The sequence below is a fragment of the Glutamicibacter protophormiae genome (assembly GCF_014647495.1).
Classification (GTDB): Bacteria; Actinomycetota; Actinomycetes; order Actinomycetales; family Micrococcaceae; genus Glutamicibacter; species Glutamicibacter protophormiae.
The window spans coordinates 16076-41450 of sequence record NZ_BMPH01000009.1 but is presented as its reverse complement, the minus strand read 5'-3'; the positions used below and the strand labels follow the sequence as shown (position 1 = coordinate 41450).

At 65.5% G+C, this 25375-nt stretch carries 22 protein-coding genes, 1 tRNA gene and 1 riboswitch; of the genes, 11 read left to right on the top strand and 12 right to left on the bottom strand.

Annotated features, from left to right (window positions below; translation table 11 throughout):
• Positions 1 to 22 precede the first annotated feature (22 nt).
• From IEY43_RS11345 to IEY43_RS11325, 5 genes are all read left to right on the top strand, one after another.
• Positions 23 to 493 (top strand): MarR family winged helix-turn-helix transcriptional regulator, encoded by a 471-nt coding sequence (locus IEY43_RS11345; RefSeq protein ID WP_188948714.1) that lies wholly within the window; start codon positions 23 to 25, stop codon positions 491 to 493.
• Between the two features lie 74 nt (positions 494 to 567).
• Positions 568 to 1191: a LysE family transporter gene (locus IEY43_RS11340; RefSeq protein ID WP_188948713.1), complete on the top strand. Its 624-nt coding sequence runs from the start codon at positions 568 to 570 to the stop codon at positions 1189 to 1191.
• Between the two features lie 102 nt (positions 1192 to 1293).
• Positions 1294 to 1803, top strand: a complete 510-nt coding sequence (locus IEY43_RS11335) for a low molecular weight protein-tyrosine-phosphatase (protein ID WP_188948712.1) — start codon at positions 1294 to 1296, stop codon at positions 1801 to 1803.
• A complete protein-coding gene (locus IEY43_RS11330; protein WP_188948711.1) occupies positions 1790 to 3817 on the top strand; it encodes a chorismate-binding protein in 2028 nt (675 codons plus the stop codon). Before IEY43_RS11335 ends, IEY43_RS11330 begins: the two co-directional genes overlap by 14 nt.
• A gap of 708 nt (positions 3818 to 4525) precedes the next feature.
• Positions 4526 to 6430 carry an alpha/beta hydrolase gene (locus IEY43_RS11325; RefSeq protein ID WP_188948710.1) on the top strand — a complete coding sequence of 635 codons (1905 nt, stop codon included), beginning with the start codon at positions 4526 to 4528 and terminating at the stop codon, positions 6428 to 6430.
• A gap of 180 nt (positions 6431 to 6610) precedes the next feature.
• Here the strand turns inward: IEY43_RS11325 and cls are convergent, their stop codons facing one another.
• Positions 6611 to 8107, bottom strand: coding sequence for a cardiolipin synthase (gene cls, locus IEY43_RS11320; RefSeq protein WP_229777369.1), 1497 nt, complete (start codon positions 8105 to 8107; stop codon positions 6611 to 6613).
• A 192-nt stretch (positions 8108 to 8299) separates the two neighbouring features.
• On the opposite strand from cls, the gene IEY43_RS11315 reads away from it, so the two are divergent.
• On the top strand, positions 8300 to 9175 hold the full coding sequence (locus tag IEY43_RS11315; RefSeq protein WP_188948709.1) for an aminodeoxychorismate lyase: 876 nt from the start codon (positions 8300 to 8302) through the stop codon (positions 9173 to 9175).
• 6 nt (positions 9176 to 9181) lie between these two features.
• On the opposite strand, the gene IEY43_RS18425 is transcribed toward IEY43_RS11315, so the two are convergent.
• On the bottom strand, positions 9182 to 11506 hold the full coding sequence (locus IEY43_RS18425) for an ATP-binding cassette domain-containing protein (protein ID WP_188948708.1): 2325 nt from the start codon (positions 11504 to 11506) through the stop codon (positions 9182 to 9184).
• Positions 11503 to 12123: an ECF transporter S component gene (locus IEY43_RS11305; RefSeq protein WP_188948707.1), complete on the bottom strand. Its 621-nt coding sequence runs from the start codon at positions 12121 to 12123 to the stop codon at positions 11503 to 11505. The genes IEY43_RS18425 and IEY43_RS11305 overlap by 4 nt, the downstream gene beginning before the upstream one ends.
• A 65-nt stretch (positions 12124 to 12188) precedes the next feature.
• A riboswitch (TPP riboswitch) is annotated at positions 12189 to 12307 on the bottom strand.
• Positions 12308 to 12381: 74 nt separating this feature from the next.
• On the opposite strand from IEY43_RS11305, the gene IEY43_RS11300 reads away from it, so the two are divergent.
• On the top strand, positions 12382 to 12633 hold the full coding sequence (locus tag IEY43_RS11300) for a DUF4235 domain-containing protein (RefSeq protein WP_188948706.1): 252 nt from the start codon (positions 12382 to 12384) through the stop codon (positions 12631 to 12633).
• Between the two features lie 71 nt (positions 12634 to 12704).
• Here IEY43_RS11300 and mnhG read toward each other — a convergent pair whose 3' ends face one another.
• The 6 genes from mnhG to IEY43_RS11270 are packed head-to-tail and all read right to left on the bottom strand — an operon-like array spanning position 12705 to position 19040.
• Positions 12705 to 13112, bottom strand: a complete 408-nt coding sequence (mnhG, locus tag IEY43_RS11295) for a monovalent cation/H(+) antiporter subunit G (protein ID WP_188948705.1) — start codon at positions 13110 to 13112, stop codon at positions 12705 to 12707.
• A complete protein-coding gene (locus tag IEY43_RS11290; RefSeq protein ID WP_188948704.1) occupies positions 13112 to 13378 on the bottom strand; it encodes an MrpF/PhaF family protein in 267 nt (88 codons plus the stop codon). The genes mnhG and IEY43_RS11290 overlap by 1 nt, the downstream gene beginning before the upstream one ends.
• Complete coding sequence (locus tag IEY43_RS11285) at positions 13375 to 14007, bottom strand: Na+/H+ antiporter subunit E (RefSeq protein ID WP_188948703.1); 633 nt, start codon at positions 14005 to 14007, stop codon at positions 13375 to 13377. The genes IEY43_RS11290 and IEY43_RS11285 overlap by 4 nt, the downstream gene beginning before the upstream one ends.
• Positions 14008 to 14020: 13 nt before the next feature.
• Complete coding sequence (locus IEY43_RS11280; RefSeq protein ID WP_188948702.1) at positions 14021 to 15622, bottom strand: Na+/H+ antiporter subunit D; 1602 nt, start codon at positions 15620 to 15622, stop codon at positions 14021 to 14023.
• Entirely contained in the window at positions 15619 to 16068 is a 450-nt protein-coding gene (locus IEY43_RS11275) for a Na(+)/H(+) antiporter subunit C (RefSeq protein WP_188948701.1), read from the bottom strand. The genes IEY43_RS11280 and IEY43_RS11275 overlap by 4 nt, the downstream gene beginning before the upstream one ends.
• On the bottom strand, positions 16065 to 19040 hold the full coding sequence (locus IEY43_RS11270; RefSeq protein WP_188948700.1) for a Na+/H+ antiporter subunit A: 2976 nt from the start codon (positions 19038 to 19040) through the stop codon (positions 16065 to 16067). The genes IEY43_RS11275 and IEY43_RS11270 overlap by 4 nt, the downstream gene beginning before the upstream one ends.
• Before the next feature lie 225 nt (positions 19041 to 19265).
• Between IEY43_RS11270 and IEY43_RS11265 the strand changes: the two genes are divergently transcribed.
• A complete protein-coding gene (locus tag IEY43_RS11265; RefSeq protein ID WP_188948699.1) occupies positions 19266 to 20603 on the top strand; it encodes an MFS transporter in 1338 nt (445 codons plus the stop codon).
• 60 nt (positions 20604 to 20663) lie between these two features.
• Here the strand turns inward: IEY43_RS11265 and dcd are convergent, their stop codons facing one another.
• On the bottom strand, positions 20664 to 21245 hold the full coding sequence (gene dcd, locus IEY43_RS11260) for a dCTP deaminase (RefSeq protein WP_188948698.1): 582 nt from the start codon (positions 21243 to 21245) through the stop codon (positions 20664 to 20666).
• Between the two features lie 178 nt (positions 21246 to 21423).
• Between dcd and IEY43_RS11255 the strand changes: the two genes are divergently transcribed.
• Positions 21424 to 22305: a M15 family metallopeptidase gene (locus tag IEY43_RS11255; RefSeq protein ID WP_188948697.1), complete on the top strand. Its 882-nt coding sequence runs from the start codon at positions 21424 to 21426 to the stop codon at positions 22303 to 22305.
• Between the two features lie 3 nt (positions 22306 to 22308).
• On the opposite strand, the gene IEY43_RS11250 is transcribed toward IEY43_RS11255, so the two are convergent.
• Both IEY43_RS11250 and IEY43_RS11245 read right to left on the bottom strand, forming a co-directional pair.
• A complete protein-coding gene (locus IEY43_RS11250; protein WP_188948696.1) occupies positions 22309 to 22647 on the bottom strand; it encodes a hypothetical protein in 339 nt (112 codons plus the stop codon).
• A 237-nt stretch (positions 22648 to 22884) separates the two neighbouring features.
• Positions 22885 to 24591: a fumarate hydratase gene (locus IEY43_RS11245; RefSeq protein ID WP_188948695.1), complete on the bottom strand. Its 1707-nt coding sequence runs from the start codon at positions 24589 to 24591 to the stop codon at positions 22885 to 22887.
• Between the two features lie 110 nt (positions 24592 to 24701).
• On the opposite strand from IEY43_RS11245, the gene IEY43_RS11240 reads away from it, so the two are divergent.
• Complete coding sequence (locus IEY43_RS11240; RefSeq protein ID WP_188948694.1) at positions 24702 to 25193, top strand: SseB family protein; 492 nt, start codon at positions 24702 to 24704, stop codon at positions 25191 to 25193.
• 91 nt (positions 25194 to 25284) lie between these two features.
• A tRNA-Gly gene (locus tag IEY43_RS11235) sits at positions 25285 to 25355 on the top strand.
• The last annotated feature ends 20 nt before the right edge of the window (positions 25356 to 25375 follow it).

The window sequence follows — 25375 nt, the reverse complement described above, 5'->3', positions numbered from 1 at the left end:
TTACTTAGTTTATGATTGAAGGATGGAAGCGAGCAACCACCACCGACTGCTGCAGCTGCTGCAGGACTTCGGGCAGGCCTCGGACCGCTACGTGGAATCCACCGGCGGCCACTACGGCACGCACCGGACCGACATGAACGGCCTGACCGTGATCATGAAGTACCAGCGCGCCGGCACGCTGCCATCGCCCCGGGACTTGAGCAGGGAATTGCAACTCAGTTCCCCCGCCACCACGGCCATGCTCGACCGGCTGGACCGGTTGGGCTACATCACCCGCCGCCGCAGCGAGCAGGACCGCCGCAGCGTGCACATCGCCCTGACCGACAAGGCCATGACCGAGGCACGTGAGATGTTCCGCCCGCTCGGCGCAAAGATGACGGACCTGATCTCCTCCTACGACGAGCAGCAGATCGAGCTGCTCAGCGACTTCATGGCCCGAGCCGTCGCCGGCGTGGATGCGGCCCGGCTGGAAGTCGTTGCCCAGCCCAAATAAGCCTCCCGCCATTGCGCCCGTCATGACCGGTCTTCGAGTGAAAAGAACCCCGGCGATGCCACTACCCTAGACAGGTGGCACTTTCACTTTGGCTTTCACTTCTCGGCGCATCCATCGTCATCAGCTTCACCCCGGGCGCCGGGGCCATCAAGACGATGAACAACTCGATGCGCCAAGGCTGGCGCGCCTCCATCTGGGGAGTGCTCGGCCAGCAGATCGCCTTGCTGATCCACGTGGTCATCGTTGCCGCCGGCGTGGGGCTGCTGGTGTCCAGCTCCCCGCTGCTCTTCGCGGGCATCCGCTATGCCGGCGCCGCCTACCTGGTCTACCTGGGCATCCGCATGATCCTGTCCAAACCCGATGTCGCCTCGGACGGAACCAGCACCGGCGGCACACTCACTCGCGGGGCCATGTTGCGCCGCGGCATCCTGGTGAACTTGCTGAACCCGAAGGCGATCGTCTTCTTCCTGGCCTTCACGCCGCAATTCATCCGCACCGACCAGCCGCTGCTGCCTCAGTACCTCATCTTTATCGGCACCATCATTGCGGTCGACGTGCTGGTGATGTTTTTCTTCTTCGCGGGCACCGCCCGCAGCTTCCAGCGCTTCACCACGACCGTGCGCGGAGCCAAGATGCTCAATATCGTCTTCGGCGTCCTGTTCATCCTCGTAGCCGCGATGATGCTCCTTATCCACTAATCACCCGCGATTTTGGAGTTGCTCCAAATCGTTGCCGTATCGTTGCTGATTATCTTGCGCGTAGCCCTCGATCGAAATGTGAACTGGCCATAGACTGATGTCATGTTCCGGATAATGATCGTGTGCACGGGAAATATTTGTCGCTCTCCCATGGCCGAGTACATGCTGAAAAGCGCCTTGCGCGATGCAGAGGTGACCGAGGTCGAGGTCTGCTCCCGGGCTCTCAGCGAGGGGGAAGCTGGCAACGGGATCGACCCGCGTGCCGCCAGCACCCTGCGCGCCCACGGCCTGGATGCCTCTGACCACGTCGCAACCCTTATTGGCGCCGACGAACTGGGCGCCGTGGACCTGGTACTGGCCATGGACACCGATCACTTCGAAGATCTCGTTCCGGCATTGACGGAGATCGACCCCAGCGAGCGCCCCATGCTGCGCATGTTCAGATCCTTCGACCCCGTCGCCGCCAGCGAACCCCACGACCGCCAGGGAGTCTACGACCCGTGGTACGGCGACGCGGGAGACTTCCGCGAGACCTGGAAGCTCGTCTCCGCAGCCCTTCCTGCACTCGTTGACTACGTCAGGAGTAATATAGCCTCTCGTGGAAACCGCTAGACCCTACCTCATTGCTCTTGATGGACGCTCCGGCTCGGGAAAGAGCAGCCTGGCATCGTTGCTAGCGAACCAGCTGTCCCAAACCGCCTCGGTGGCGATCTTGCGCTTGGAAGACCTCTATCACGGCTGGGACGGGCTCCAGCCCGCCCTGGATCTCTATTCGGGCCTGCTCGAACAGCTTGCCCACGGCCGCACCGCCAGCTGGTCATTATGGGATTGGGATGCCGGCGCGCTCGGCGCCCGCACCAGTCTCGACCCTGCAGAGGTCGTCATCGTGGAAGGCGTGGGCGCCGCGCACCGACAGGTCCGCGACCTGCTCGACCTGAGCATCTGGCTCCAGGCCCCGCCCGAGGTCCGCAAGCAGCGCGCCCTGCGGCGCGACGGCCAGACCTATGCTCCGCATTGGGAGCGCTGGGCCGCCCAGGAAGAGGACTACCTGTCCCGGGACGACATTCCCAGCGCCGCAGACCTGGTCCTCGACGCCGACGGCCCGCACCCGCCATTCGAGCAGCTGCTCGGACTCAGCGCCTTCCTGCCGGCCCGCCTGCGCGATCTGCTTCCGCCCGCCGCACCGGCCTCCGCCGCTCCGCCGCTGGCCGGGCACCATGCAGCCCCGGCAGATGCCGCCACCCTGTTCGAAGCGCTGGCCGAGGGACTGGAGCATGCAGCCCTGCTGGAATCCACCAGCCACCATCTCACCGATCCGCTGGACCGCAACAAGTACTCGCTGATCGCCTTGGCGGTCGGCGACGCCTATCCCCTGCTGCAGAGCTCGTCCGTCGGCACCACGGTGCAGCGCGGCGGGGCCAGCCTGCGTCTGCAGCCCGGATTCTTTGAATCGTTGCAGGGCCTGTGGCCCGCCGCCGGCACCATTCCGGACCACTACCCGCTGCCGGCCTGGGTCGGCTACCTGGGCTACGAGCTCAAGCGGGAGGTCGGCTCCGACACCGCGCCGGCAACCGGGCATCGCTCCGGACGCCCCGACGCGGGGTTCTTCGCACCGAATATCGTGCTGGTCATCAACCACCGCACCGGGCAGATGGCCATCCACGCACCCGTGCACCTGCGGGAGTGGATCACCGAGCACCTGGCCGGGGCCGGAGTCCAGCACCGCCTCGCGGTGGACCTGCAGCCGGTGGAATTCACCTGCGCAGACACCGAGCAGGGCTACAAGGACAAAATCGCCTGCGCCCAACAACAAATTTACGAGGGAAACACCTACGAGGTCTGTCTAACCACCGAGTTGACCGCCACCGTCGCGCGCTACAGCCCCTTCGAGGCCTACTGCCGGATGCGCACCTCCAGCCCCGCGCCTTTCGCGCACTACCTGCGCATGGGACGCACCGAGGTGGCCAGCATTTCCCCGGAGCGTTTCCTGAGTCTGGGAGCCACCGGGCTGCTGCGCGCCGAGCCGATCAAGGGAACCCGACCGCGCGGGGCCACCGTGCCTGAAGACCTGGCGCTGAAGCAGGACTTGGCGACCAGCCCCAAGGACCGCGCGGAAAACATCATGATCGTCGACCTGCTGCGCAATGACCTCTCGCACCACGCGGTGCCCGGCTCGGTGCGCGTGGCACGGCTCTGCGCGGTGGAAAGCTACGCCACCGTGCACCAGATGGTCTCCACCATCGACGCCCAGCTGCGCGATCCGGCGCTGTCCGCGCAGGCGCTGCGGGAGGCCTTCCCGCCCGGCTCCATGACCGGAGCGCCGAAGCTGTCGACCATGCAAATCCTGGACGAGCTGGAGGACCAGCGCGAGCGCGGACTGTATTCCGGTGCGGTGGGATATCTGGGCGCTGACGGATCCGCAGACTTCTCGGTGGTCATCCGCACCCTGGTCTGCGACCGGACGACGGACGACGGATGGAGGCTGAGCCTGGGCCTGGGCGGGGCGATCACCGCCGATTCCGTGGCCCAGGATGAATGGGACGAAGTCATCACCAAATCCGTGGGTGTGCTCTCCGCTCTGGGCTCGACGTTCCCGAACCAGCCGATGGCCGCCGCCGGCCAGTAGTCCTAGGCCAACGCAGTGGGCGTGTCATCCACTCGGCATTACCGGCGGATATCCTCTGGGTGCGATACCCCTGGGCTGGGCTCGCAGAAGGTACATATCTTGTCCAGTCCTCAGCGTGTTACCGGGACAATTCATACACCGGCAACAGCATATGGCGCATTTCGACCGTCACATCGGAACGCGGCGGAACAAGAAGATCCACAGGTGCAGAACCATTCTTTGCCAGCCATTGTCGCACCTCCGCAAACAATCGTTTTCGTGCCTGCAGGCAGAACCCGTCCGCGCAAGTTGGCCTGCGGTCGCGGGACGCGGGGCTCAAGTTGGGTTCCGCTTCGCTAGGCCCTAGCAAGGTGTTCTCCGGCCAGGCGTCAGCTTTCGCTTCGTTGGGTGCTTGGACACTTTCTGATCGAAGCATGACCTCTTGATCTGAAATTCTGCGCAATTTGCAGGCAAGATCCTCCTGAGAATCTTGCGTCCCGGCACGGAGCGCTTTCCGGGTGAGCTTGACAAAACTGCGGACGAAATCACCCTACCAATGATGGCGTTCTGCGACTCGGCTTTCGTTATTCCAGAACTTGGAAGAGCCTTCGCCAAATCGTTACAGTCCAAACGCTTGATTTACCCGTCAAGTCCTAGATAATTCAGTAATGGCCATGTGACCGACCGTCCACGATGCCATGCACAGCACCTACTTGGGAAGGAACTGACATGACAAGCAAACGATGGGGTCGTGCCTTGGGCATGGCGATGGCAGTGGGACTCTTGGCAGGAACGGGTTTCGTTGTTCCTGCCAATTCAGCACCACTGCCGATCAAGGAAAGCGCCGCGCTGAGTGCGTTCACGGCACAGACGACCGCACAAAGTACACATGACAAGACGGGCGCGGCTGAACGCCAGCGCGTTGACGGGGTGGCAACGCCCCGTCCGAAGTGGTTCAACTGCGCCCAGCTGGCCGCCGGCGCCCAATGCACGTCGGTGAAATTGCCCTTGGACTACGACAATCCTCGCGGGGCCAAAACCGAGGTCGCGTTATTGCGAATCAAGGCGAAAAACCAGTCCAAGCGCATTGGAACCCTGTTCGTGAACCCCGGAGGACCGGGTGGTTCCGGGATACAGTTTGCCGCGATGGCCCCTGAATTCATTTCCCCCACCGTGCTTGAGCGTTTCGATATCATCGGATTTGATCCACGCGGCACCAACTTCAGCGACAACGTTCGCTGCTGGAAAAATTTTGGTGCCCAAGGCACCGCGTTGGAAGGGTTGAGCGTCCCCTATCCGGCCACGGCCAAGGAAACACGTGCCTACGTGAACTCCTCCAAATCCTTCGGCAAGGCCTGCTCCACTACCGGCAAGCCGCTCTCCACTTCGATGTCGACCGCCCAGGTCGCCCGTGACATGGATGTGTTGCGCCGCATGGTGGGCGACAAGCAACTGAGTTATCTGGGCTTCTCCTACGGCAGTTACCTCGGTACCGTCTATGCCAATATGTTCCCTGACCGGGTCCGTGCGGTAGCCATCGATGGGGTACTCGATCCCGTGGCCTGGGCCGGCACCCTCACCAACATGTGGACGCCGCAAACCCGACGCATGAAATCGGGCGAAGGAGCCGAAAAATCCATGCGCGGGATTCTGAGCCGTTGCAAGAAGGCCGGCCAGGACTATTGCATGTTGGCTGGCCATGGCGATCCTGAGAAGCTTTATCGAGAGATCATGGCCGAATTGCGACGTTCACCGCTGGTGTTCTCCGACCCGGATTTTCCCGAATACGACTACTCGTTCACCGCAGCGACAATGTCCTCGATTCTGCTCAGTTACATGTACGATCCGCAGGGATCCGCCATGGTAGACCCGGAACTGACCTATACCTTGCAGGCGCTTCAGGACCGGGCCGCATCGAAGGGAACCACTTTCCCGAAGTCGACAGGCAAGGCCAAGGCACCAGCCAAGTCCGCGATGAAGACGGCTCGCAAGGCGTTGGCCCAAAGCCTGCGTACCATGGAGGCAGAGCAAAAGACTGCGGCGAAAGATCTTGCCGGCAAGGCTGCCGCCACCGGTTTCGCGTTCCCCTATGAGAATTCACCCGAGGCGTACCAGACGGTGCTGTGCACCGACTCGCGCAACCCGTCGAAGGCCGAGAACTGGTCCCGCTACGCTGACAACGCAGGTAAGAGTGCACCGGGATTCGGACAGCTGTGGACGTGGATTTCAGCTCCGTGCGCCAGTGCCACGTGGAAGGCCAAGGACGAAGATACCTATAAGGGTCCCTTCACAAAGCGGACCGTGAATCCGATGCTGGTGGTTGGAAACTTCTGGGATCCGGCCACGAATTATTCCGGGGCCCAGAAGGTCTCGAAGTTGATGCCCAACTCTCGGCTTCTGAGCAGCAACAGTTGGGGCCACACCGCCTACGGCACGTCAAGGTGTGTCACCGATGCGATGGACCGTTACCTGCTGACCAAGCGCCTGCCTGCCGCCGGGACGCTCTGTACCGGAGAGGTGCAACCGTTCACCGATAAACTGGAAGAATTCGATAACCGGCGTCGGAAGGCCGCTCCTGAACGCCAGCTGCCGCCAGTGGTGCCACCGCTTCCCGGTGCGTTGCCGCGTAGCTAAGCTGCCCTGCCACGGGTAGTGAATATGAGCGGTGGAACCGCGCTGCCGGTTCCACCGCTCATTTTTGTGGACTGAGCGAAATCCTGCTTCGTGGAGGGAACCACGACACCGCATGGCACAGAGCGACAGAGCTTTGTCCGGCTACACCCCGCCGACGGCAGTGGCACGCCATGCCCGGCGCTACTGCAAGGTGGCGGTCAGGCGCGCCACGTTGTCGATCCAGCGCTGCATGCGTGGACGGCGGCGCCATTCGGCCAGGCTGATTTCCGAGGAGATCTCCAGGTAGTCGTTCTGCACCGCGTTCACCGCGTCGACCATTTCCTGGCCTAGCAGCATGACCGAGATTTCCATGTTCAGGCTGAATGAGCGCATGTCCATATTCGAGGAGCCGACCACCGCCACCTCGTTGTCCACGGTGAAGCACTTGGTGTGCAGCACCATCGGCGCCGGGTATCGGTGGATCCGCACCCCGGCCTCCAGCAGCTGCTGGTAGTAGGACTGCTGCGCGTGGTGCACCAGGAACTGGTCCCCCTCCTCGCAGACGAACAGGTGGACTTCCACCCCGCGCTGGGCGGCGGTGGTGATGGCGTAGAGCAACGAGTCGTCCGGCACGAAGTAGGGGCTGGTGATCATCAACCGCTCGGAGGCCGAATAGATCAGCGTGTTGAACAGGCGCAAGTTATTTTCCCCGCCGAATCCCGGGCCGCTGGGCAGCAGCTGGGCCAGCGTGCTGCCGGGCCGGTCGTCGTAGGGCAGCGGGTGCCTGGCCTCGGTGATGTCCATCAGCACCTCCTGGCCGTCATCTTCCTGCCACCAGTCGGTGGCGAAGGTGACGTCCAGGCTGCGCACCAGCGGGCCTTCCACCCGCAGCATCATCTCCACCCATTCGCGCCCCACCTTGTGCGCGGATTCGCGCTTGTAGCCGGGCTCGATGAGGTTCTGGCTTCCGGTGAAGGCGACCTCGCCGTCAATAACCAGGATCTTGCGGTGGTTGCGCAGATCCGGCCGGCGCCAACGCCGGCCGATCAGGTCGATGGGAAGCATCGGGCGCCAGTTGATGCCGGAGCTTTTCAGCCGCTTCTTGAAGTTGCGGTAGCCTTTCACCCGCAGCGTCCCTAGATGGTCGAAGAGCAGTCGCACGTTGACCCCGCGCTGCACTGCGGCTTCCAGGGAATCCAGCACCGGGTCAACGTAATCCGGATCGTCGCCCATGATGTAGAACTGGATATGCACGTAGCGCTTGGCCTTGTCGATCTCCTCGCGCATGGCTTCCAGCGAACCACGGTAGTCGGAGAGCACCTGCACGGTGTTCCCGCCTTCCAACGGCATGGCGCCCAGGTTGCGGTTCAGGATGACCGCGGATTCGACCCATTCCTCCGTGGAATGGAATTCCTCGGGCAACTGCATGTGGGCCGTGCCGCGCATGATCTCGTCGTGCGCCCGCTTCTGCTTCTCCAGCCGGCGGCGCGAAAGCCTCGGGTTGGCGAACAGCCAGTAGGCCACCAGTCCGACCACCGGGATGAAGAAGATGGCCAGCAGCCAGGCCATCGCCGTGGTGGGGCGCCGGTTGCCGGGGACGATGCCGATCATGAAATAGCGGACCGCCAGTTCGGCCGCGACGAGGATGCTCCACACGACGCCGCCGATCTGCAGCATCACTTCATTACTCGGCCACATCGCGGCACCCCCTCACGTCAGCGCCCATGGGCGTCCGCGGCGTGTGCGCCGCAGCCCGCCACCGACAGCGGCGGGCAAAAACATCTTTGCCTAGCCTATCGAATCCCCTGCCGCATGTTGGAATATCGTCCAAGCGGTGTGGACAGGGGGCTTCGCGCGCGAGCAGGGCGCGAAATTCGATAACCTTGGAGAATGAGTTCTCTTGTATTCCTCGATCCGGCCTATCCCGCCGGACGCCTTGCCGACATCAGCGCGCCCCAGCTCCCGGTCACCTTGCAGGGTGTGAACCGCGGCGACGGGGTCTTCGAGTCGATGCTGTACACCCAGCAGACCGTCCGCAAGTTCGAGGCCCATCTGGCTCGCCTGGCCATCTCGGCCGAAACCTCCGACCTTCCCATTCCGGACGAACGCAGCTGGCGTGCCGCAGTGGACACCGCCGTTGCCGACTTCGACGCCACCGGAGGCGCCGAGGAAGCCGTGGTCAAACTCGTGGCCATGCGCGGCGAACTGGACCACGACCCGGCCGTGTGCTGGGTCACCGTCTCCCCGGCCCCGCGTATCGGCATGGAGCAGCGCGAAACCGGAGTGGATGTGCTGTTCCTCGACCGCGGCTACGATTCGATGCTCGCCGAGCGCGCGCCGTGGCTGCTGATGGGCGCCAAGACCCTGTCCTACGCGGTGAACATGGCGGCGCTGCGCTACGCCCGCAAGCACGGAGCCCACGAGGTCATCTTCACCTCCGCCGACGGCGTGGTGCTCGAAGCCCCCACCGCCACCGTGCTGCTGGCCCAGCGCGACGGCGACACCCGGCGCCTGCTGACCCCGATGCTGGAAACCGGCATCCTGCCCGGCACCACCCAGAGCGCCATCTTCGACGCCGCGCGCCAGGACGGCTGGGAACTGGGCTACGGCCCGCTGCGCCCGGAGGACCTGTACCAGGCCGACGGCGTGTGGCTGGTGTCCTCGGTCCGCCTGCTCACCCCGGTGCGCACGCTGGATGCCAAGCCGATCCGGATGGACGCCGAGCTGCATGCGCAGCTCAGCGCCCTGGCCGATTCGATCCGCTAGCCCCGGCTACCAGATCAAGTTGTAGGTCCCGGCCCAGATCGCGGCCGTGATGGCCGCGGCGCCCAGCAGGATGCCGGCGGCGAGCACCGCGCCGTCCCGCCGGGTGAACGTGGCGGTACGGATCCAGGTGCGCTGCCCGGTGCCGAAGCCCTTGGCCTCCATGGTGGTGGCCAGGCGCCCGGCCCGGCGGATCGCCTGCACCAGCAGCGCCAGCAGCTGGCCGAGTTTCGCCCCCACGCGCTGGCGCACGGTGCCCAGGTTGCCGATGCCGCGAGCCCGCCGGGCCAGCGTCAGCGTGGTGAATTCCTCCACCATCAACCCCAGCAGACGCATGCCGGCCAGCGCTCCGAGCACGAAGCGGTGCGGCACCTTCAGCTGCTGCGACAACGCGCCACCCAGGTCGCTGGGGTTCGTGGTGGACAGCAGCAGCACCATCGGTACCGCCATGGCCAGGGCGCGCAGCCCCGTGGCGATGCCCCCGGCCACCGAGCCTTCGGTGATGTCGAAGATCCCCAGGTCCAGCAGCACCCGCCCGGAATCCTGGCCTACCAGGGCGATGCCCCAGGCCGCCAGGACACCGGCCACCAGCAGCGGCCAGCCGCGGCGGAAGAACGCCCCGATCCCCAACCCGGCCAGCGGCAGCATCAGCAGCGTGGCCGCGATGACCACCGCGGCCGAAACCCAGTCCACCGTGCTGATCAGCGGCAAGGTGGCCCCGGCGATCGCGCCGAACTTGGCCAGCGGATTGATCTTCGCCAGCCAGCTGTCCCCCACCGGTGCATCGAGCATCGGCGCCGAAGAAGGCCTTCCGGAAGCCGCCTGGGCCGGTGCCAGCACCAGCTCGTGGGCTCCCAGCGCCGCGGCGAAGTGCTCGTCATGGGTCACCGCGATGATCGCGGTGGATCCGGCGAGCTGTTCAATCAGCAGCTGCGCCAGCTCGCGCCAGGTATTGGCGTCCTGCCCGAAGGTCGGCTCATCGAGGATCAGCACGTCCGGCGAGGCGGCCAGCACGGTAGCGACCGACAGCCGGCGCTTCTCGCCGCCGGAGAGCGTGAACGGGTTGGCCTCGGCGAGGTCCTGCAGCCCCAACCGCACCAGCAGCTCCTGCACCCGGGCCTCGACCTGCCGCGCGTCGTACTTCAGCTCCTCGGCCGCCCCGCGCTTGGCACGCAGCGGCGCGAAGGCCAGCTCCTCGCGCACGGTCTGGGTGACGAACTGGTGCTCGGGTTCCTGGAACACCGAGCCGATGCGCGCGACGAGCGCACCGGCCTTCCAGCTGAACGGCGAAGGCAGCAGCCCGTCGGCCAGCTGGCCGCTGGCGGCGAATTGGCCGGACACCGGTTCCAGCAGCCCGCCCAGGGTCAGCGCGAGCGTGGACTTCCCGGCACCGTTCTCGCCGCGGATCACCAGGGCGCTGCCTGCGGTGACCTCGAAGCTGGCCGGCGCGGTGCGCACCACCTGCCCGCCGCGCGCGCACACCAGCTGCTCGGCGTGCAGCATGGGGGCGCCGGAGGCCTGCGGCACCGGCGAGGTCTGCGGCACATAACCCGGGATCCAGACCCCCGCCCGCGCCAGCTCGGCGCGGAGCTCCTCGTCGCTGACCAGCGCATCGGGGTGCAGGTCGTGGGCGATCCCTCCTCCGGGGGCGAGCACCAGCACCCGGTCCACATGCCGGGCCCAGGCCTCCAGCCGGTGCTCCACCACGATGAGCGTCGCACCGGTGGACTCGACGGCGTCGATCACCGCGTCGCGCAACGGCGGAATGCTCTGCGGGTCGATGTTCGCGGTCGGTTCATCCAGCAGCATCAGCCCGGGGCGCATGGCCAGGATCCCGGCCAAGGCCAGGCGCTGCTTCTGTCCTCCTGACAGTTCCTGCGTGCGGTGCTCGTAGCCCAGCGCCCCCAGGCCCACTGCCTGAAGCGCCTGCGGGATCCGCGCGCGGATTTCCTGCGGTTCGACCCCCAGGTTCTCGGCGCCGAAGGCGACGTCGTCGCCCACCCGGCTTTGCACCACCTGGGTTTCGGGATCCTGCTGCATCAGGCCCACCGGGAAGGAGCGCGCGAACGCGTCCTGCCCGCCAACCAGCAGCTGCCCGCGCGGGCCGGCTTCCTCGTCGACTTCGAGCACACCGGCCAGCGCGTGCAGCAGGGTGGATTTGCCGGCCCCGGACGGGCCCAGCAAAAGCACCTTCTGCCCCGCGGGGATGTGCACATCCAGCCCGGCAATGGCCGGGCGCGCGCGCTCCGCGTGCTGCCAGCTGAACCCGCGGGCGCTGATCTGCACTCCCTGCCTGGTCAACGGGGCCGTACGCCCGTTGGCGGCGGCGCTCATTTCCGCACCGCAAACGCCGGCTCAAGGTGCGCGCGGCGGCTGGCGAGGTTGCTCAGCGCGCCGGTGCGGGCCAGCGCCCGGGTGATCCACCAGGACAGCAGGCCGGCGACCACCAGGCCGGAGAAGGCGGTGGCACCCACGTGGAACAGCTTCATGGCCTCGGTGTATTCGGCCACGCTGCCCACCACGTAGGCTTCGCTGAGGCCGGCGAACAGGCCCGATCCCAGGCCTGCCAGCAGCGCCACCGGAAGGTTCCACTTGCGGTAGCGGAACAGCGCGAACACCAGCTCGGCGCCGAGGCCCTGGACCAGCCCTGAAATCAGCACCGGCATGCCCCAGTGCGTGCCCAGCAGCGCTTCGACAACCGCGGCCAGCACTTCGCAGAACAGGGCCGCGCCTGGCTTGCGGATGATCAGTGCACCGAGCACCGCCGGGAACAGCCACAGGCCGGTCAGCAAGGCGGTGCCGGGCGGGAAAGCGGTGAAGGCCAGCGAAAACAGTCCGTAGCTGGCGGACCAGGCCCAGAAGACCACGCCGGAGGCGACGGCGATCACCGAGGCGATGACGATGTCGACGACGCGCCAGGTGCTGCGCTGCGTCGTGCGGGATGTACTCATAAGATGTCCTCCTTGATACAGGAGGGGGGATGAACGGATTAAGGGCGCCATCAGTCGCCGGTCCGCATCCGAGATGCTCGACTTCCTTCGCCGGTACTAGCCGGGGCAGGTTCGAGGGTCTGCGATCTATCGCACTCTCAGCGTCTTTCGCCGCGAACGGCCTGACGCTCCCCTGTCGGAATAATTGCTGCCCACTCACCATACCGCAGGTAAGCTGGCAAGGGAACGACAAGTCGCAACGTTGAACGTGAGGTCCACATGAACACAGTACAAAAGCTCATCGCCACCGGTATTTCCCTGGGTGCGGGCTTCGTCGGCAGCAAACTGGTCGACCAGCTCTGGAAGGGTTTCACCGGCAACACCGCCCCACGCAAGGGCAGCGAGGAAGCGGCCGAGGCCTCCATGCGCCAGGCGTTGGGCTTCGCCGTCTTCTCGGCGGTGGTCGCGGCCGTCATCCAGGTGCTGGCCGATCGCGGCACCACCAAGGCCATCGCCAAGTTCACCAAGTAGAACCTCCAGCGCCAAGGCGGCGGGCCGTTCCCCACGGGGGTGACGGCCCGCCGCCTTTGGTTGCGGGAAGGCTATTTTCCGTCCTGTTCGTGATCCTGGCTGTCGACGACCGGAATGGCGCCGGTGGCCGACCCGGAGCTCACCTTGTCCACAACTTGGCGCAGCTCGTCGGAGAACAGGGTGTCCTTTGCCGCGTGCTTGGTCCGATAGCCCGAACGTCCGATCATGTGGGCGGACACCGGAGCGGTCAGCAGCTGCATGGCCCACGCCACGATCAGCACCGGAACGATGGTCCAGTTGCGCAGGTGGATGGCCAGCCCGGCGAAGATCAGCAGGAAGCCGAGCACCTGAGGTTTGGTGGCCGCGTGCATGCGGGTGAGCATGTCCGGGAAGGTCAGCAAGCCGATGCCCGCGATCAGGGACATCAGGCAGCCGAGGATCAGCAGGACCGCAACGAGGATGTCGAGAAAAATCTCCATTATGCATTCCTCTGATCCGACACATAGCGCGAGACGGTCACCGATCCGATGAATCCGAGGGTGCAGGCGGCCACCACGAACAACAGGTAGTCGGTGTGCCGGTTTAGCGCCATCTCCAGGCACAGGGCTGCGGAAATAATCAGCAGCATCACATCCAACGCCAGCACCCGGTCCAGGATCGAGGGGCCCTTGACGACGCGGATCAAGCAGGCGATGCCGCCCAAGGCCAGCAGGCTGCCGCAGATCCAGATGACAACTTCGATCATGGCTGCTCCTTCTTCCTTCTCACCCGGGGGCTGCATTCGTTTTTGATCGCCTCGTACTCGTCCTGGCTGCCGATCGCCATGATCAGGCGGCGTTCGATGTCGCGGATGTTCTCCCGCGCCTTCTCGACCTCACGTGCGGAGTCGACGTCGATGTAATGCAGGTACAGGGTCGAGGAGCTGCGGTCCACGTCCAGCACGAAGGACCCTGGAATCAGCGTCAGCACGTGTCCCACGGTCATCACGATCAAGTCCGAGTCGGTGCGCAGCGGCACGGCGATGACCGAGCTGCGGGTCTGCTTGCCCCGCACCACCGCCAGCCAAGCCACGTGCACGCTGGCCGCGATGACCTGGCCCAGGAACCACGCGAACAGCTTGACGCAGTACCAGAGGTTCAACCGCCCGGAGAGCACCACCGGAGGCAGCGGGAACAAGTTGACGATGACCAGGGCGATGATCGCCCCGAAGAGCAGGTTTCCCGGGGAGAAATCCTGCCAGAGCGCTCCCCAGACGAACACCAGCAACAGCAGCAACGGCCATTCCTGCTTGAGCGTGGCGCGGTGGCGGACGCCGGCGGTGTCCAGCGCGTCGTCGATGCGCTGGTCGCGCGGGGCGAGGTTCTTGTTCGGCATGCTTTCCCTCCGCTCAGTAGTTCAGGATGGCGTTGATGTACGGTTCATGGGCAATCAGCTGCGCTGCCACCCGCTGGCAGAACTCGAAGATCGGCCCAGCGAACACCGTCAGCGCGATGCCAGCCACCACCAGCGACCCGGTGGCGTAGCGCATGCCCCACGGCAGCGCGGCGGCTTCGAGCTCTCGGGCCAGCTTCAGGCCCAGATGCGGTGCCTGCGCTCCGCCGGCGGCGGTCTGGTCCGCTACCTTCGCGGCCTCGTCCACCAGTTCCGGGTTGGGGATCTCGGCGTCGGCCGCACGGCGCCAGAACATGCGCGCCCACACGCGGATGATCGCCAGCAGCGTCAACAGGCTGGTCAGCAGGCCGGCACCGATCACCACCCAGGTCAGCGCGTCCGCGTCTTGCGCGGCGGCGTGCAGCAGCCCGAACTTGCCCAGGAAGCCGGAGAACGGCGGGATGCCGCCGAGATTGATGGCCGGGATGAAGAACAGCAGCGACAGCGCCGGCGACAGCTTGGCCAGCGAGCCCAGCCGGGTCACGTTCGCGCTGCCGGCCCGGCGTTCGATCAGTCCCGCCACCATGAACAGCGAGGTCTGCACGATGATGTGGTGGCCCACGTAGTAGATGGTCGCCGCAATGGCCAGCTCGCCGCCAACGGCCACCCCGAAGATCAGGTAGCCGATGTGGCTGGTCAGCGTGAAGGAAAGCATGCGTTTGAAGTCGGTCTGCGCGATCGCGCCGAGGATTCCGATGACCATGGTCAGCGCCGCGACCACCAGCAGCCCGGCGTTCACCGCGCCCCCGGGGAACAGCAGCGTCTCGGTGCGCACGATCGCGTACACACCCACCTTGGTCAGCAGGCCGGCGAACACCGCGGTGACCGGCGCCGGGGCCGTCGGGTAGGAGTCCGGCAGCCACAGCGACAGCGGGAAGACCGCGGCCTTGATGCCGAAGGCGATCAGCAGCAGCACGTGCAGGATCAGCTGCGGGCCCGTGTCCAGCTGCGGCAGCTTCACGGCCAGGTCGGCCATGTTCACGGTGCCGGTGGCCGCGTAGGTCATCGCGATGCCCATCAGGAAGATCACCGAGGAAACCACGGAAACCACCACGTAGGTGGTGCCGGCGCGGATGCGCTCGGCCGTGGCGCCCAGGGTCAGCAGCACGTAGCTGGCGGTCAGCAGGATCTCGAACCCGACATACAGGTTGAACAGGTCGGCGGCCAGGAAGGCGTTGGACACGCCGGCCAGCAGGATCAGGTAGGCCGGGTGGAACACGGACACCGGCCCGGGCTCGTCCCCGTCGGCCAGGCCCTGGCTGGTGGCGTAGAACAGCACCGCCAGCGACACCACGGTGGAAATCAGCAGCATGAACGCGCTGAAGCCGTCGACCATCAGCGAGATGCCCCACGGCGACTGCCAGCCGCCGATGTGCACCGCATAGCTTTCCCCGCCCCACACCGCGGCCAGCATGCCGGCCTCCAGCACCAGGGTCACGCACAGGATGCCGATGGTGATCAGGCGCTGCAGCTTGATGCGGCGGCGGACCAGGAAGGCCGCGCCGGCTCCGAAGATCGGCAGCACCACCGCCAGCGGAGCAAGATCCAGGAAATTCACTCTTCCCCCTCGCGAATCGGTCGGCCTTCTTCATCGACGAATTCTGTCGTGTCCTCGGCCACCGGCGAATCCTCTTCCTCGTCATAGGCGGTGGACTGCGACACTTTGATGTCTTCGGTGTCGTCGGCCAGCACGTCGGCGCTCGTCAGCGTCCAGGAGCGGTAGATCATGGCGAGCAGGAACGCAGTCACCGCGAAGGTGATGACGATGGCGGTCAGGATCAGGGCCTGCGGGAGCGGGTCGGAGTACTGGTCCGCCGGCAGGTCCGGCCTGAACAACGGCGCGGCGCCCTTGCGCCCACCGGAACTCAAGATCAGCAGGTTCACGCCGTTGCCCAGCAGCATGATGCCCAGCAGCACGCGGGTCAGGGTACGTTCGAGCACCAGATAGAACCCGGTGGCCAGCAGGACCCCGGTGATGACCAGGAAGGTGATGTTCACGCTCATCGTCCGACTCCCGTCTGCGAGGCTTGGATCGTGTCATGTTGTTCAATGGGACTGCGGCCCTCGGACAGCAGGTCGATCTCGCTGCCCAGGGAGCGCAGCACGTCCTGCACCAGGCCGAGCACCACCAGGTACACGCCGATGTCGAAGATCGTGGAGGTCACGAACTTGTGCTCGCCGAAGACCGGCAGCCAGAACTCCCACGCGTAGGTGGTGAAAATCTCGTCCCCGGCAAACAGCGGCATGATGCCCGACAGCCCGGCCAACGCGATGCCGCCGCCGATCAGCATGCCCGGGGCGATGCGCATTGACTCGGACAGCTCGATGCGCCCGCCGGCCAGGTAGCGGATGGTCAGCGCCAGGCCCGCGATCAGGCCGCCGGCGAAGCCGCCGCCGGGGGTGTTGTGCCCGGCCAGCAGGGTGTACACGGACATGATCAGCACCGTGTGGAACATCAGGCGGGTGACCACTTCGAAGATGATGGAGCGGCGCTCGGCCACCAGCGTGTTCCCGGCCATCAGCCAGTCCTGGTTGGAGCTGACGGCGAAGCGCCGGGCGATGCGCAGCTCCACTTCCTTCTCCGCCGTGGCGCCCATGGCTTCGGAGCCCGAGTCGATGCTGCCCGGGGCCACCTGGTGGGCGCGCACCCGCCGGCCGAAGCCGCGGCCGGCGAAGATCAGCGAGGCCACGCCGGTGGCCGCGGCGGCCAGCACGGTGATTTCACCGAAGGTGTCCCACACGCGCATGTCCACCAGCGCCACGTTGACGATGTTCTTGCCGAAGCCCTCGTAATAGGCCAGCTCCGGCCATTGCAGGGAGATCGGGGCCTGTTCGCGGGAGGCCATCATCGCGATCGCAATGTATACGACCATGACCGCCAGCGCGATCGCCAGCAGCGCCCGGCCCCACTTGATGCGGGTCAGCCCCACCCACAGGCGCTTGGGCAGCGCGCGCAGCGCCAGCACGAAGGAGACCAGCACGATGGTCTCCACCAGCAGCTGGGTCAGCGCGAGGTCCGGGGCGCCCTGCAGCGCGAAGATCGCCACCATGCCGTAGCCGGTGACCGAGACCATCAGCACGGCCATGAAGCGCTTGGGCGCGGCGATCGAGATGACGCAGCCGGCGATGATGATCGCGCCGATGATGATCTGCGCCGGGTGGTCAGCGACCACCCAGTTGGACGGCCACGGGGTTTCCACGGCCAGTGCGATGCCCAGCGGCAGGATCAGCACCACGGACAGGATCACGCCCAGGTAGAAGGACAGCGAACCGCGCTGGGTGCGGCCGGTGATCCAGATGGCGGCCATGTCCAGCACGTTCACCGACATGCGGTACAGCTCCTCGGCGGAGGTGACCATGCGGCGCAGCGGAGCGCCGGTGTCGGTGCGGCGGCGGATCCAGTAGAAGAACAGGCCCACCCCCACAGAGATCGCGCTCAGGCCCAGGGCCGCGTTGAATCCGGCGAAGGCCGCCAGGTGCATGTCCGGGGCTCCGCCCTGCGCTTCGGACCAATGCTTGGACAGCAGCTCCACCGGGTACGGGAACAGCCCGAACACCAGGGTCAGGGTGCTCAGCACCAGCAGCGGGGTCAGGAAGATCAGCGTCGGCGGCTTGCAGGCCAGCGGGTCCACCTTGTACTTCTTCACGCCGAACGCGCCGAAGAAGAAACGCAGCGAGTAGGCCATGGTCAGCGCGGCGCCCAGCACCATGGCGGCCAACGCGAACGGGCCCCACGCTGCGTCCAGGTGCAGCGCCGACTCGTAGACCGCTTCCTTCGCCACGAAGCCGAGCAGCAGCGGCAGCCCGGCCATGGAAGCCGCGGCGATGCCCGCGGCGGTAGTCAGGATCGGCATGGCGCGGCGCAGCCCGGTGAGCTTGCGGATATCGCGGGTACCGGTGTTGTGGTCGATGATGCCCACCGACAGGAACAAGGTGGCCTTGAACAGGCCGTGGGCCAAGGTCAGCGCCAGCGCAGCGAAGGCGGCGTCCGGGGTGCCCAGGCCGAAGATGGCGATGATGAAACCCAGCTGGGAGACGGTGCCGAAGGCCAGGATCAGCTTCAGGTCGTACTGCTTCAACGCGCGGAACCCGCCGATGAGCATGGTGGCCAGGCCGATGCCGACGGTCATCGGCACCCACAGGCTGGTCTCGGCGAATCCGGGGGCCAGACGCGCAATCAGGTAGACGCCGGCCTTCACCATCGCCGCGGCGTGCAGGTAGGCGGACACCGGGGTGGGTGCGGCCATGGCCCCGGGCAGCCAGAAGTGGAAGGGCACCAGCGCGGACTTGGACAGCGCGCCGACGATGATCAGCGCGACCGCCACATCGGTGGAGGCGCCGAGCTCGACCAGCTGCCCGGAGGCCGCGAGGATCTCGGAAAGCTGGTAGCTGCCGGCGCTGGCGCCGAGCATCAGGATGCCGGCGAGCATCACCAGGCCGCCAAAGGTCGTGATGATCAGCGCGGTCATGGCCGAGCGGCGCGCGGTGATCAGGGCCTGGCTGAAGCCGATCAGCAGGTACGACAGCACACTGGTGATTTCCCAGAAGATGAACATGACGATCACGTCGTCCGCGGTGACCAGGCCGGTCATCGCTCCGGCGAACGCGACCATCTTGGCCGCGAAGCCGCCGATCTGCGGATCGTCGTTCTTGAAGTAGCGTGCGCAGTAGAACAGCACCAGGGCGCCGACACCCAGGATCAGCAGCAGGATCGTGGCGGACAGGGTGTCCATGCGGAAGTTCAGCCCGATGTTCAGCCCGGGGATCCAGTCGATGCTGATCGACGGCGGGGCGTTCGGGGCTCCGGAAGCCAGCGACTGGTCGGAGGCCAGCACCGCGGGCAGCTTGGTGAGCAGCCAGATGAATCCCATGGCGGGGACCACCGCGACAACGTAGAACGCGTTTCGCTTCAGCACCCGGAAAAGAAGTGGGCACAGCAGTGCTGTGGCAAACAGTGCACTGAGAATGATGAGCACGCGTCTCCTCTGTCGACTGGAAATGGGGCAGAGTTCGACGACCAAAAAATAGCCGGCACTTGCGATTTTATCAGTCTGCACGCAGACTTTCTTCATGTCAGCGCGTTTCCATGCCATAATCTGCGGCCACCGGGCCCGAGCCCTCGAATGCGCTGCAGCCCGCCGCCGCCCCGTGGAATCCCGCGAATTCACCTGCTGATTACCGCAAACGGGTACTATGCGAGCATGAGTTTCAATCAGCGGGCGCAGGCGGTTCCACGAGCAGAGAAATGGCTGACCAAGTACACCTGGGCGTGGGCCAGCTGGGATTGGGGCCAGGCCGCGATCAACGCGGTGATGATCACCTTCGTGTTCACCGTGTACCTGACCAGCGAGCTGTTCGGCGACCAGGACCACGCCTCGCTCGTGCTCTCGCAGGCGCTGGCCATCGGCGGGGTGCTCATCGCCCTGCTGGTGCCGGTCACCGGCATGCGCGCGGATGCCGCCGGGCGCCGCAAATTGTGGATCATGGTCAACACCGTCCTGCTGGTGCTCATCTGCGCCGCCGGCTTCTTCGTCTACCCGGATCCCGGATTTTTGTGGTTCGGCGCGCTGCTCATCGCGGCGATGTCGGTCGCCAGCGAGTTCGCCGGGGTGAACTACAACGCGGTGCTCAACCAGATCTCCACCCCGGCCACGGTCGGCAAGGTCTCGGGTTTCGGCTGGGGCATGGGCTACGTGGGCGGCATCCTGGCGTTGGCACTGGTGCTCTTCGGCTTCGTGGAACCGGTTTTCCCATGGCCCGGTGCCTCCACCGAGAACTCCCTGAACCTGAGGCTGGTCGCGGTGTTCTCCGCGCTCTGGTGCCTGGTGTTCGCGCTGCCGCTGTTCTTCGTCATCCCCGAATCCCCCGCCGCGTCGGGTACCAGGATCCCGCTGCGCAGCTCCTACGCGGTGCTGTTCCGGCATATCGCGAGCCTGTGGCGCGAGGACAAGAACCTGATTTTCTTCCTGCTCTCCTCGGCGGTGTTCCGCGACGGACTGGCGGCGATCTTCACCTTCGGCGGCGTGATCGCCGCCGGCACCTTCGGATTCGAGTTGAGCGAGGTCATCATCTTCGCCATCGTGGGCAACGTGGTGGCAGCGATCGGCGCGATCATCGGCGGGCGCCTGGACGACGCCATCGGCCCCAAGGCAGTGATCACCGGATCCCTGGTGGGCCTGCTGCTGGCCGGGGCCGGGGTGTTCTTCTCCCCAGCCGCCGCCGGCTTCTGGATCTTCGGCCTGCTGCTGTGCCTGTTCGTCGGACCGGCCCAGGCCGCCGCCCGCTCCTACCTGGCCCGGTTGATCCCCGCCGGCCGCGAGGGCGAGATGTTCGGCCTGTACGCCACCACCGGACGCGCGGTGTCCTTCCTGGCGCCGGCGCTGTTCGGCGCGGCCATCGCGATCGCCACGCCGTTGGTGGCCGCCGGCCAGGCCCAGCGCTACGGCATCCTTGGCATCCTGGTGGTCTTGGCGGCCGGGCTGGCCCTGCTGCTTCCGATCCGCGCGCCGCAGAAGACCGCCAGCGACGCCGCGGCTTAACCGCGTCGTCCCGGCGGCCGTTCGGGCTGCCGGGACGATGAGCAGTGCGCCGCGCCGGCGCTAGTTCTCGATGATGGTGCGGTGGAAATTCAGGTGGCTGCGCGATGCGGTCGGGCCGCGCTGGCCCTGGTAGCGGTTGCCGTAGGGACCCGAACCGTAGGGGTTCTCGGTTTCGCTGGTCAGCTTGAAGAAGCACAGCTGGCCGATCTTGGAGCCGGGCCACAGCTTGATCGGCAAGGTGGCCATGTTCGACAGTTCCAGGGTCACATGGCCGGAGAAGCCCGGGTCGATGAAGCCTGCGGTCGAGTGGGTCAGCAGCCCCAGACGTCCCAGCGAGCTCTTGCCCTCCAGGCGCGCGGCGATGGAGTTGCCGAGGGTGACCACTTCATAGGTGGAGCCGAGCACAAATTCCCCGGGGTGCAGGATGAAAGGCTCCTCGGGATCGACCTCGACCAGACGGGTCAGTTCGCTCTGGTCCTGCGCCGGGTCGATGTGCGCGTACTTGTGGTTGTCGAAGAGCCGGAAGAACCGGTCGATTCGAACGTCCACCGAGGCGGGCTGGATCATCTCGGCATTGAACGGCTCCAAGCCGATCTCTCCGGACTCAATTTCTCTGCGAATATCACCATCTGAATACAACACGCCTCTAAATTTATCGTGTCTGCGGCGCATCGGTGAATACCGTGCGCCTATGTGTAGGCGCACTTCGCGCTTCCGGTGGGTTTGGAGTGGGCGGATTCCCATGTGCTGTCCAGAAAATCCGGCTATTCTTGGGAGCGGGACGCTGTGTCCCCACCGCACCACCGAGGGAATTTCATTCATGCGCCTGGCATCAGCCCTGACCAGCTCCGTCCTCGCCGGAATGCTCGTGCTCTCCGGAACGGCCGCCGTGGCCGCACCCGAGAACATCCCGGCCGTCGAGGCCGCGGAGCTGACGTCCGCTTCGAGCCTGCTGGCGCTGATCAACCCGAGCACCAAGCTCTCTCCTGAGGATTACACCCCCAAGGACCTGGTCACCGTATCAGGCACCTCCTTCCAGCTGCGCAAGCAGGCCGCCGACGCGGTTCAGGACCTGGTCGCGGACGCGCGCGCCGCCGGCCACAGCATCAAGGCGCTCAGCGCCTTCCGTTCCTACCAGCGCCAGGCCACCTTGTTCAACCAGTACCAGGCGCAGTACGGCACCGACTACGCGGAGCGGATCTCGGCCCGCCCGGGGACCAGCGAGCACCAGCTGGGCCTGGCCGCCGACCTGGGCTATACCAACAGCCGCGCCGAGCTGAAGGAGGCCTTCGGACAGACACCGGCCGGCCAATGGATCGCCGAGCACGCGGTCGACTACGGGCTGATCGTGCGCTACCCGGTGGGCAAGGAAGAAATCACCGGCTACAAGTACGAGCCGTGGCACGTACGCTACATCGGCAAGGAGCAGGCCAAGGCCATGCAGGACTCCGGCGCCGAGACCTATGAGGAATACTTCGGCATGCTGCAGGAGGCTTCGCGGGACACCGCGGCATCGCCGGCGGCCAAGCCGAGCGCCGAGCCGAGCAACGAGCCGAGGTCGGAGCCGTCCACGCCTGCCGGGCCAGCCGCCGACAAGGACAACCAGAAGGTCGAAGGCTCCGGGGTGCTGCGCGAGGACGACCTGATGGTGCTGCGTTTCCTGCCGCCCTACCGGGACTGGAGCTTCGGCTTCACCAAGTAGCGGTTAGAAGATCGCGGCCGCCGCGAGCAGCAAAGCCGGTGGAAGCATTGTCGCTCCGAAGGCGGCGAGCCAGTGCGCGGTCTTCCCGGTGCCGTTCTGACAGGCGCCGCTGCGCTGGCGCCGGTTAACCAGGTAGACGTTGACCAGAATCCACACAATCGCGCCGATGGCCAGCGGCGGGCCAAGCACGAGATTCGATGAGAAGAACCCCTCGACGTTGCGGGCGAAGGTCGATGCCCCAAATGAAATCATCGCCCCTTCGCTGATGTACATATGCAGCAGCCAGAAATATATGACGCCGGGAATCCCCAGCAGGACATTGACGACAAAAAGTCGAGTCATGCGGTTGCCTCCAAGCGGTGCCCGGATGCGCGGTGCACCACGGGCGGCAGGCGATGCCTGCGTGTCAGTTGCTCCGAGTCTACCCCTGCGTCCTGCGCATTCCGGGGCGATCTTCACCGCCGGCCGGTGTGGATCTGCTGTGAAATGAGAGGTTAAACAGGCGGTCCGCCGACGCTCCCCCACGGGGAACGGCGGCGGACCGCAGGTGTCTGCACCGGTCAGCGGCGCAATCGGGGACTACTTGGAGCGCACCGGGATGCCGGTGAAGGTCGGCTTCATGGTGGAGGCGAAGAAGTCGTTGCCCTTGTCGTCCACGACGATGAAAGCCGGGAAGTCCTCGACCTCGATCTTCCAGATGGCTTCCATGCCGAGCTCTTCGTACTCGATGACGTCGACCTTCTTGATGCAGTCCAGCGCCAGGCGGGCGGCCGGGCCGCCGATGGAGCCCAGGTAGAAGCCGCCGTGGGTGTCGCATGCGTCGGTGACCTGCTGCGAGCGGTTGCCCTTGGCCAGCATCACCATCGAGCCGCCGGCTGCCTGGAACTGGTCCACGTAGGAGTCCATGCGGCCTGCGGTGGTCGGACCGAAGGAGCCCGAAGCCATCCCCTCGGGAGTCTTGGCCGGGCCTGCATAGTAGACCGGGTGGTCCTTCAGGTACTGCGGCATTTCTTCGCCGGCGTCCAGGCGTTCCTTGATCTTGGCGTGCGCGATGTCGCGGGCCACGACCAGCGGGCCGGTCAGCGACAAACGGGTCTTGACCGGGAACTTGGTCAGCTCGGCCAGGATCTCGTCCATCGGCTTGTTCAGGTCGATCTTGACCACCGAAGAACCGCCGGTGCCGGAAATACCCGAGGTCTCGTCGTCGTGGGCTGCGATGGCCGGGTGGGACTCGTCCGGCATGAAGCGTGCCGGATCGGTTTCCAGCTGCTCTACGAACAGGCCCTCTTCGGTGATCTTGGCCAGCATCTGGCGGTCGGCCGAGCAGGACACGGCGATGGCCACCGGAAGCGAGGCGCCGTGTCGCGGCAGGCGCACCACGCGCACGTCGTGGCAGAAGTACTTGCCGCCGAACTGCGCGCCGATGCCGAAGTGGCGGGTCAGTTCAAGGACCTTCTCTTCCAGATCGGTGTCGCGGAAGCCGCGGCCGGTCATGGCGCCCTCGGTCGGCAGGGAGTCGAGGTACTTGGCCGAACCGTACTTGGCGGTCTTCAACGCCATCTCGGCGCTGGTGCCGCCGATGACGATGGACAGGTGGTACGGAGGGCACGCGGCGGTGCCCAGCGAGCGCAGCTTCTCATCCAGGAAGGTCAGCATGGCGTTCTCGTTGAGGATCGCCTTGGTCTCCTGGTACAGGAAGGACTTGTTGGCCGATCCGCCGCCCTTGGCCATGAACAGGAACTTGTAGCTGGTGTCCGCGCCCGGCTTGGTGTTGGCGTACAGGTCGATCTGGGCTGGCAGGTTGTTGCCCGTGGCCTTCTCTTCCCAGGTGGTGATCGGCGCCAGCTGCGAGTAGCGCAGGTTCAGGCGGGTGTAGGCGTCATAGATGCCGCGGGAGAGCGAGATTTCGTCCTGCTCCTCGGTGAGCACGCGCTGGCCGCGCTTGCCCATCACGATCGCGGTGCCGGTGTCCTGGCACATCGGCAGGATGCCACCGGCGGCGATGTTGGCGTTCTTCAGCAGGTCCAGCGCCACGAACTTGTCGTTCGGGCTGGCTTCCTCGTCGTCGAGGATGTTGCGCAGCTGCTGCAGGTGGGCCGGACGAAGATAGTGCGAAATGTCGTGCAGTGCGGTTTCCGCCAGAAGCTCCAGTGCTTCGGGGGCGACCTTCAAGAAGTTCTTGCCATCGGGACCGGCGACAACCTCGACGCCTTCGGTGGAAATCTTGCGATAAGGGGTGGTGTCTTCGCCGATGGGCAGAAGATCCTCATAACGAAATTCAGGCATGCTCAATCCTTGAATCTATGGTGGGTGCTCGCTATACAGTTTAGGCCTTGTCACCGGTTTTGGCTTATTCGGCGTTTGCGCCACAGCGGTGATCGCGACATGCTTGGGGTATGAGCACCGAGAACACCTCCGCCCCGCTGGACGGACAAGATCCTAACGAGCGCCCGGATATGATCATCGAAACCCCGATGGACAAGGAACGCGCTCGGCCGAAAACCCACTTCGAAATGATGCTGCAGGCAGGGCTTAACAAACCGGAGCTTTCCGGTTCGGTGCTCGGCGCGTTCATGAGCGCGGAGGTCTTTTTCCTCTCCCGCGAAGAGGTCACCGGCGAGAACAAGAACGCCCAGCCGCTGCTGCTGACCAACCCGGCCGGCGCACCGATGGTCGCCGTATTCACCTCCATCGAGCGCATCCCCTCCAGCTACATCGACCAGGCCGGCTACGGCGTGAAGGTGCAGGGCGCGACGGTCGTCCGTGCGCTGCAGGGCACCGGCTTCGTGGTGAACCCCGGAGACGAGCTGAGCTTCGAGATTCCCGCCGAGGGCGTGGAGATCCTCAAGGAGCAGATGCTCAAGCAGGATCCCGACGCAGAAGCCTAAAACGCGCCGTATCGGGACCTTGATTTTTCCGGAGCCTGATCGTGCGATATGCTGTTTTTCGCCCGGGCCGTCATTAGGCCGCTCGGAGCATGCGGGCGTAGCTCAATGGTAGAGCGCTAGCTTCCCAAGCTCGATACGCGGGTTCGATTCCCGTCGCCCGCTCGCACGGATTGCCGGGGCAC

What these genes read in the sequence shown, in the direction of transcription:
- IEY43_RS11345 (WP_188948714.1), top strand. Translation starts at nt 23, where the DNA reads ATGGAAGCGAGCAACCACCACCGACTGCTGCAGCTGCTGCAGGACTTC.
- IEY43_RS11335 (WP_188948712.1), top strand. Translation starts at nt 1,294, where the DNA reads ATGTTCCGGATAATGATCGTGTGCACGGGAAATATTTGTCGCTCTCCC.
- IEY43_RS11325 (WP_188948710.1), top strand. Translation starts at nt 4,526, where the DNA reads ATGACAAGCAAACGATGGGGTCGTGCCTTGGGCATGGCGATGGCAGTG.
- cls (WP_229777369.1), bottom strand. Translation starts at nt 8,107, where the DNA reads ATGTGGCCGAGTAATGAAGTGATGCTGCAGATCGGCGGCGTCGTGTGG.
- IEY43_RS11315 (WP_188948709.1), top strand. Translation starts at nt 8,300, where the DNA reads ATGAGTTCTCTTGTATTCCTCGATCCGGCCTATCCCGCCGGACGCCTT.
- IEY43_RS18425 (WP_188948708.1), bottom strand. Translation starts at nt 11,506, where the DNA reads ATGAGCGCCGCCGCCAACGGGCGTACGGCCCCGTTGACCAGGCAGGGA.
- IEY43_RS11305 (WP_188948707.1), bottom strand. Translation starts at nt 12,123, where the DNA reads ATGAGTACATCCCGCACGACGCAGCGCAGCACCTGGCGCGTCGTCGAC.
- IEY43_RS11300 (WP_188948706.1), top strand. Translation starts at nt 12,382, where the DNA reads ATGAACACAGTACAAAAGCTCATCGCCACCGGTATTTCCCTGGGTGCG.
- mnhG (WP_188948705.1), bottom strand. Translation starts at nt 13,112, where the DNA reads ATGGAGATTTTTCTCGACATCCTCGTTGCGGTCCTGCTGATCCTCGGC.
- IEY43_RS11290 (WP_188948704.1), bottom strand. Translation starts at nt 13,378, where the DNA reads ATGATCGAAGTTGTCATCTGGATCTGCGGCAGCCTGCTGGCCTTGGGC.
- IEY43_RS11285 (WP_188948703.1), bottom strand. Translation starts at nt 14,007, where the DNA reads ATGCCGAACAAGAACCTCGCCCCGCGCGACCAGCGCATCGACGACGCG.
- IEY43_RS11275 (WP_188948701.1), bottom strand. Translation starts at nt 16,068, where the DNA reads ATGAGCGTGAACATCACCTTCCTGGTCATCACCGGGGTCCTGCTGGCC.
- IEY43_RS11265 (WP_188948699.1), top strand. Translation starts at nt 19,266, where the DNA reads ATGAGTTTCAATCAGCGGGCGCAGGCGGTTCCACGAGCAGAGAAATGG.
- IEY43_RS11255 (WP_188948697.1), top strand. Translation starts at nt 21,424, where the DNA reads ATGCGCCTGGCATCAGCCCTGACCAGCTCCGTCCTCGCCGGAATGCTC.
- IEY43_RS11250 (WP_188948696.1), bottom strand. Translation starts at nt 22,647, where the DNA reads ATGACTCGACTTTTTGTCGTCAATGTCCTGCTGGGGATTCCCGGCGTC.
- IEY43_RS11245 (WP_188948695.1), bottom strand. Translation starts at nt 24,591, where the DNA reads ATGCCTGAATTTCGTTATGAGGATCTTCTGCCCATCGGCGAAGACACC.
- IEY43_RS11240 (WP_188948694.1), top strand. Translation starts at nt 24,702, where the DNA reads ATGAGCACCGAGAACACCTCCGCCCCGCTGGACGGACAAGATCCTAAC.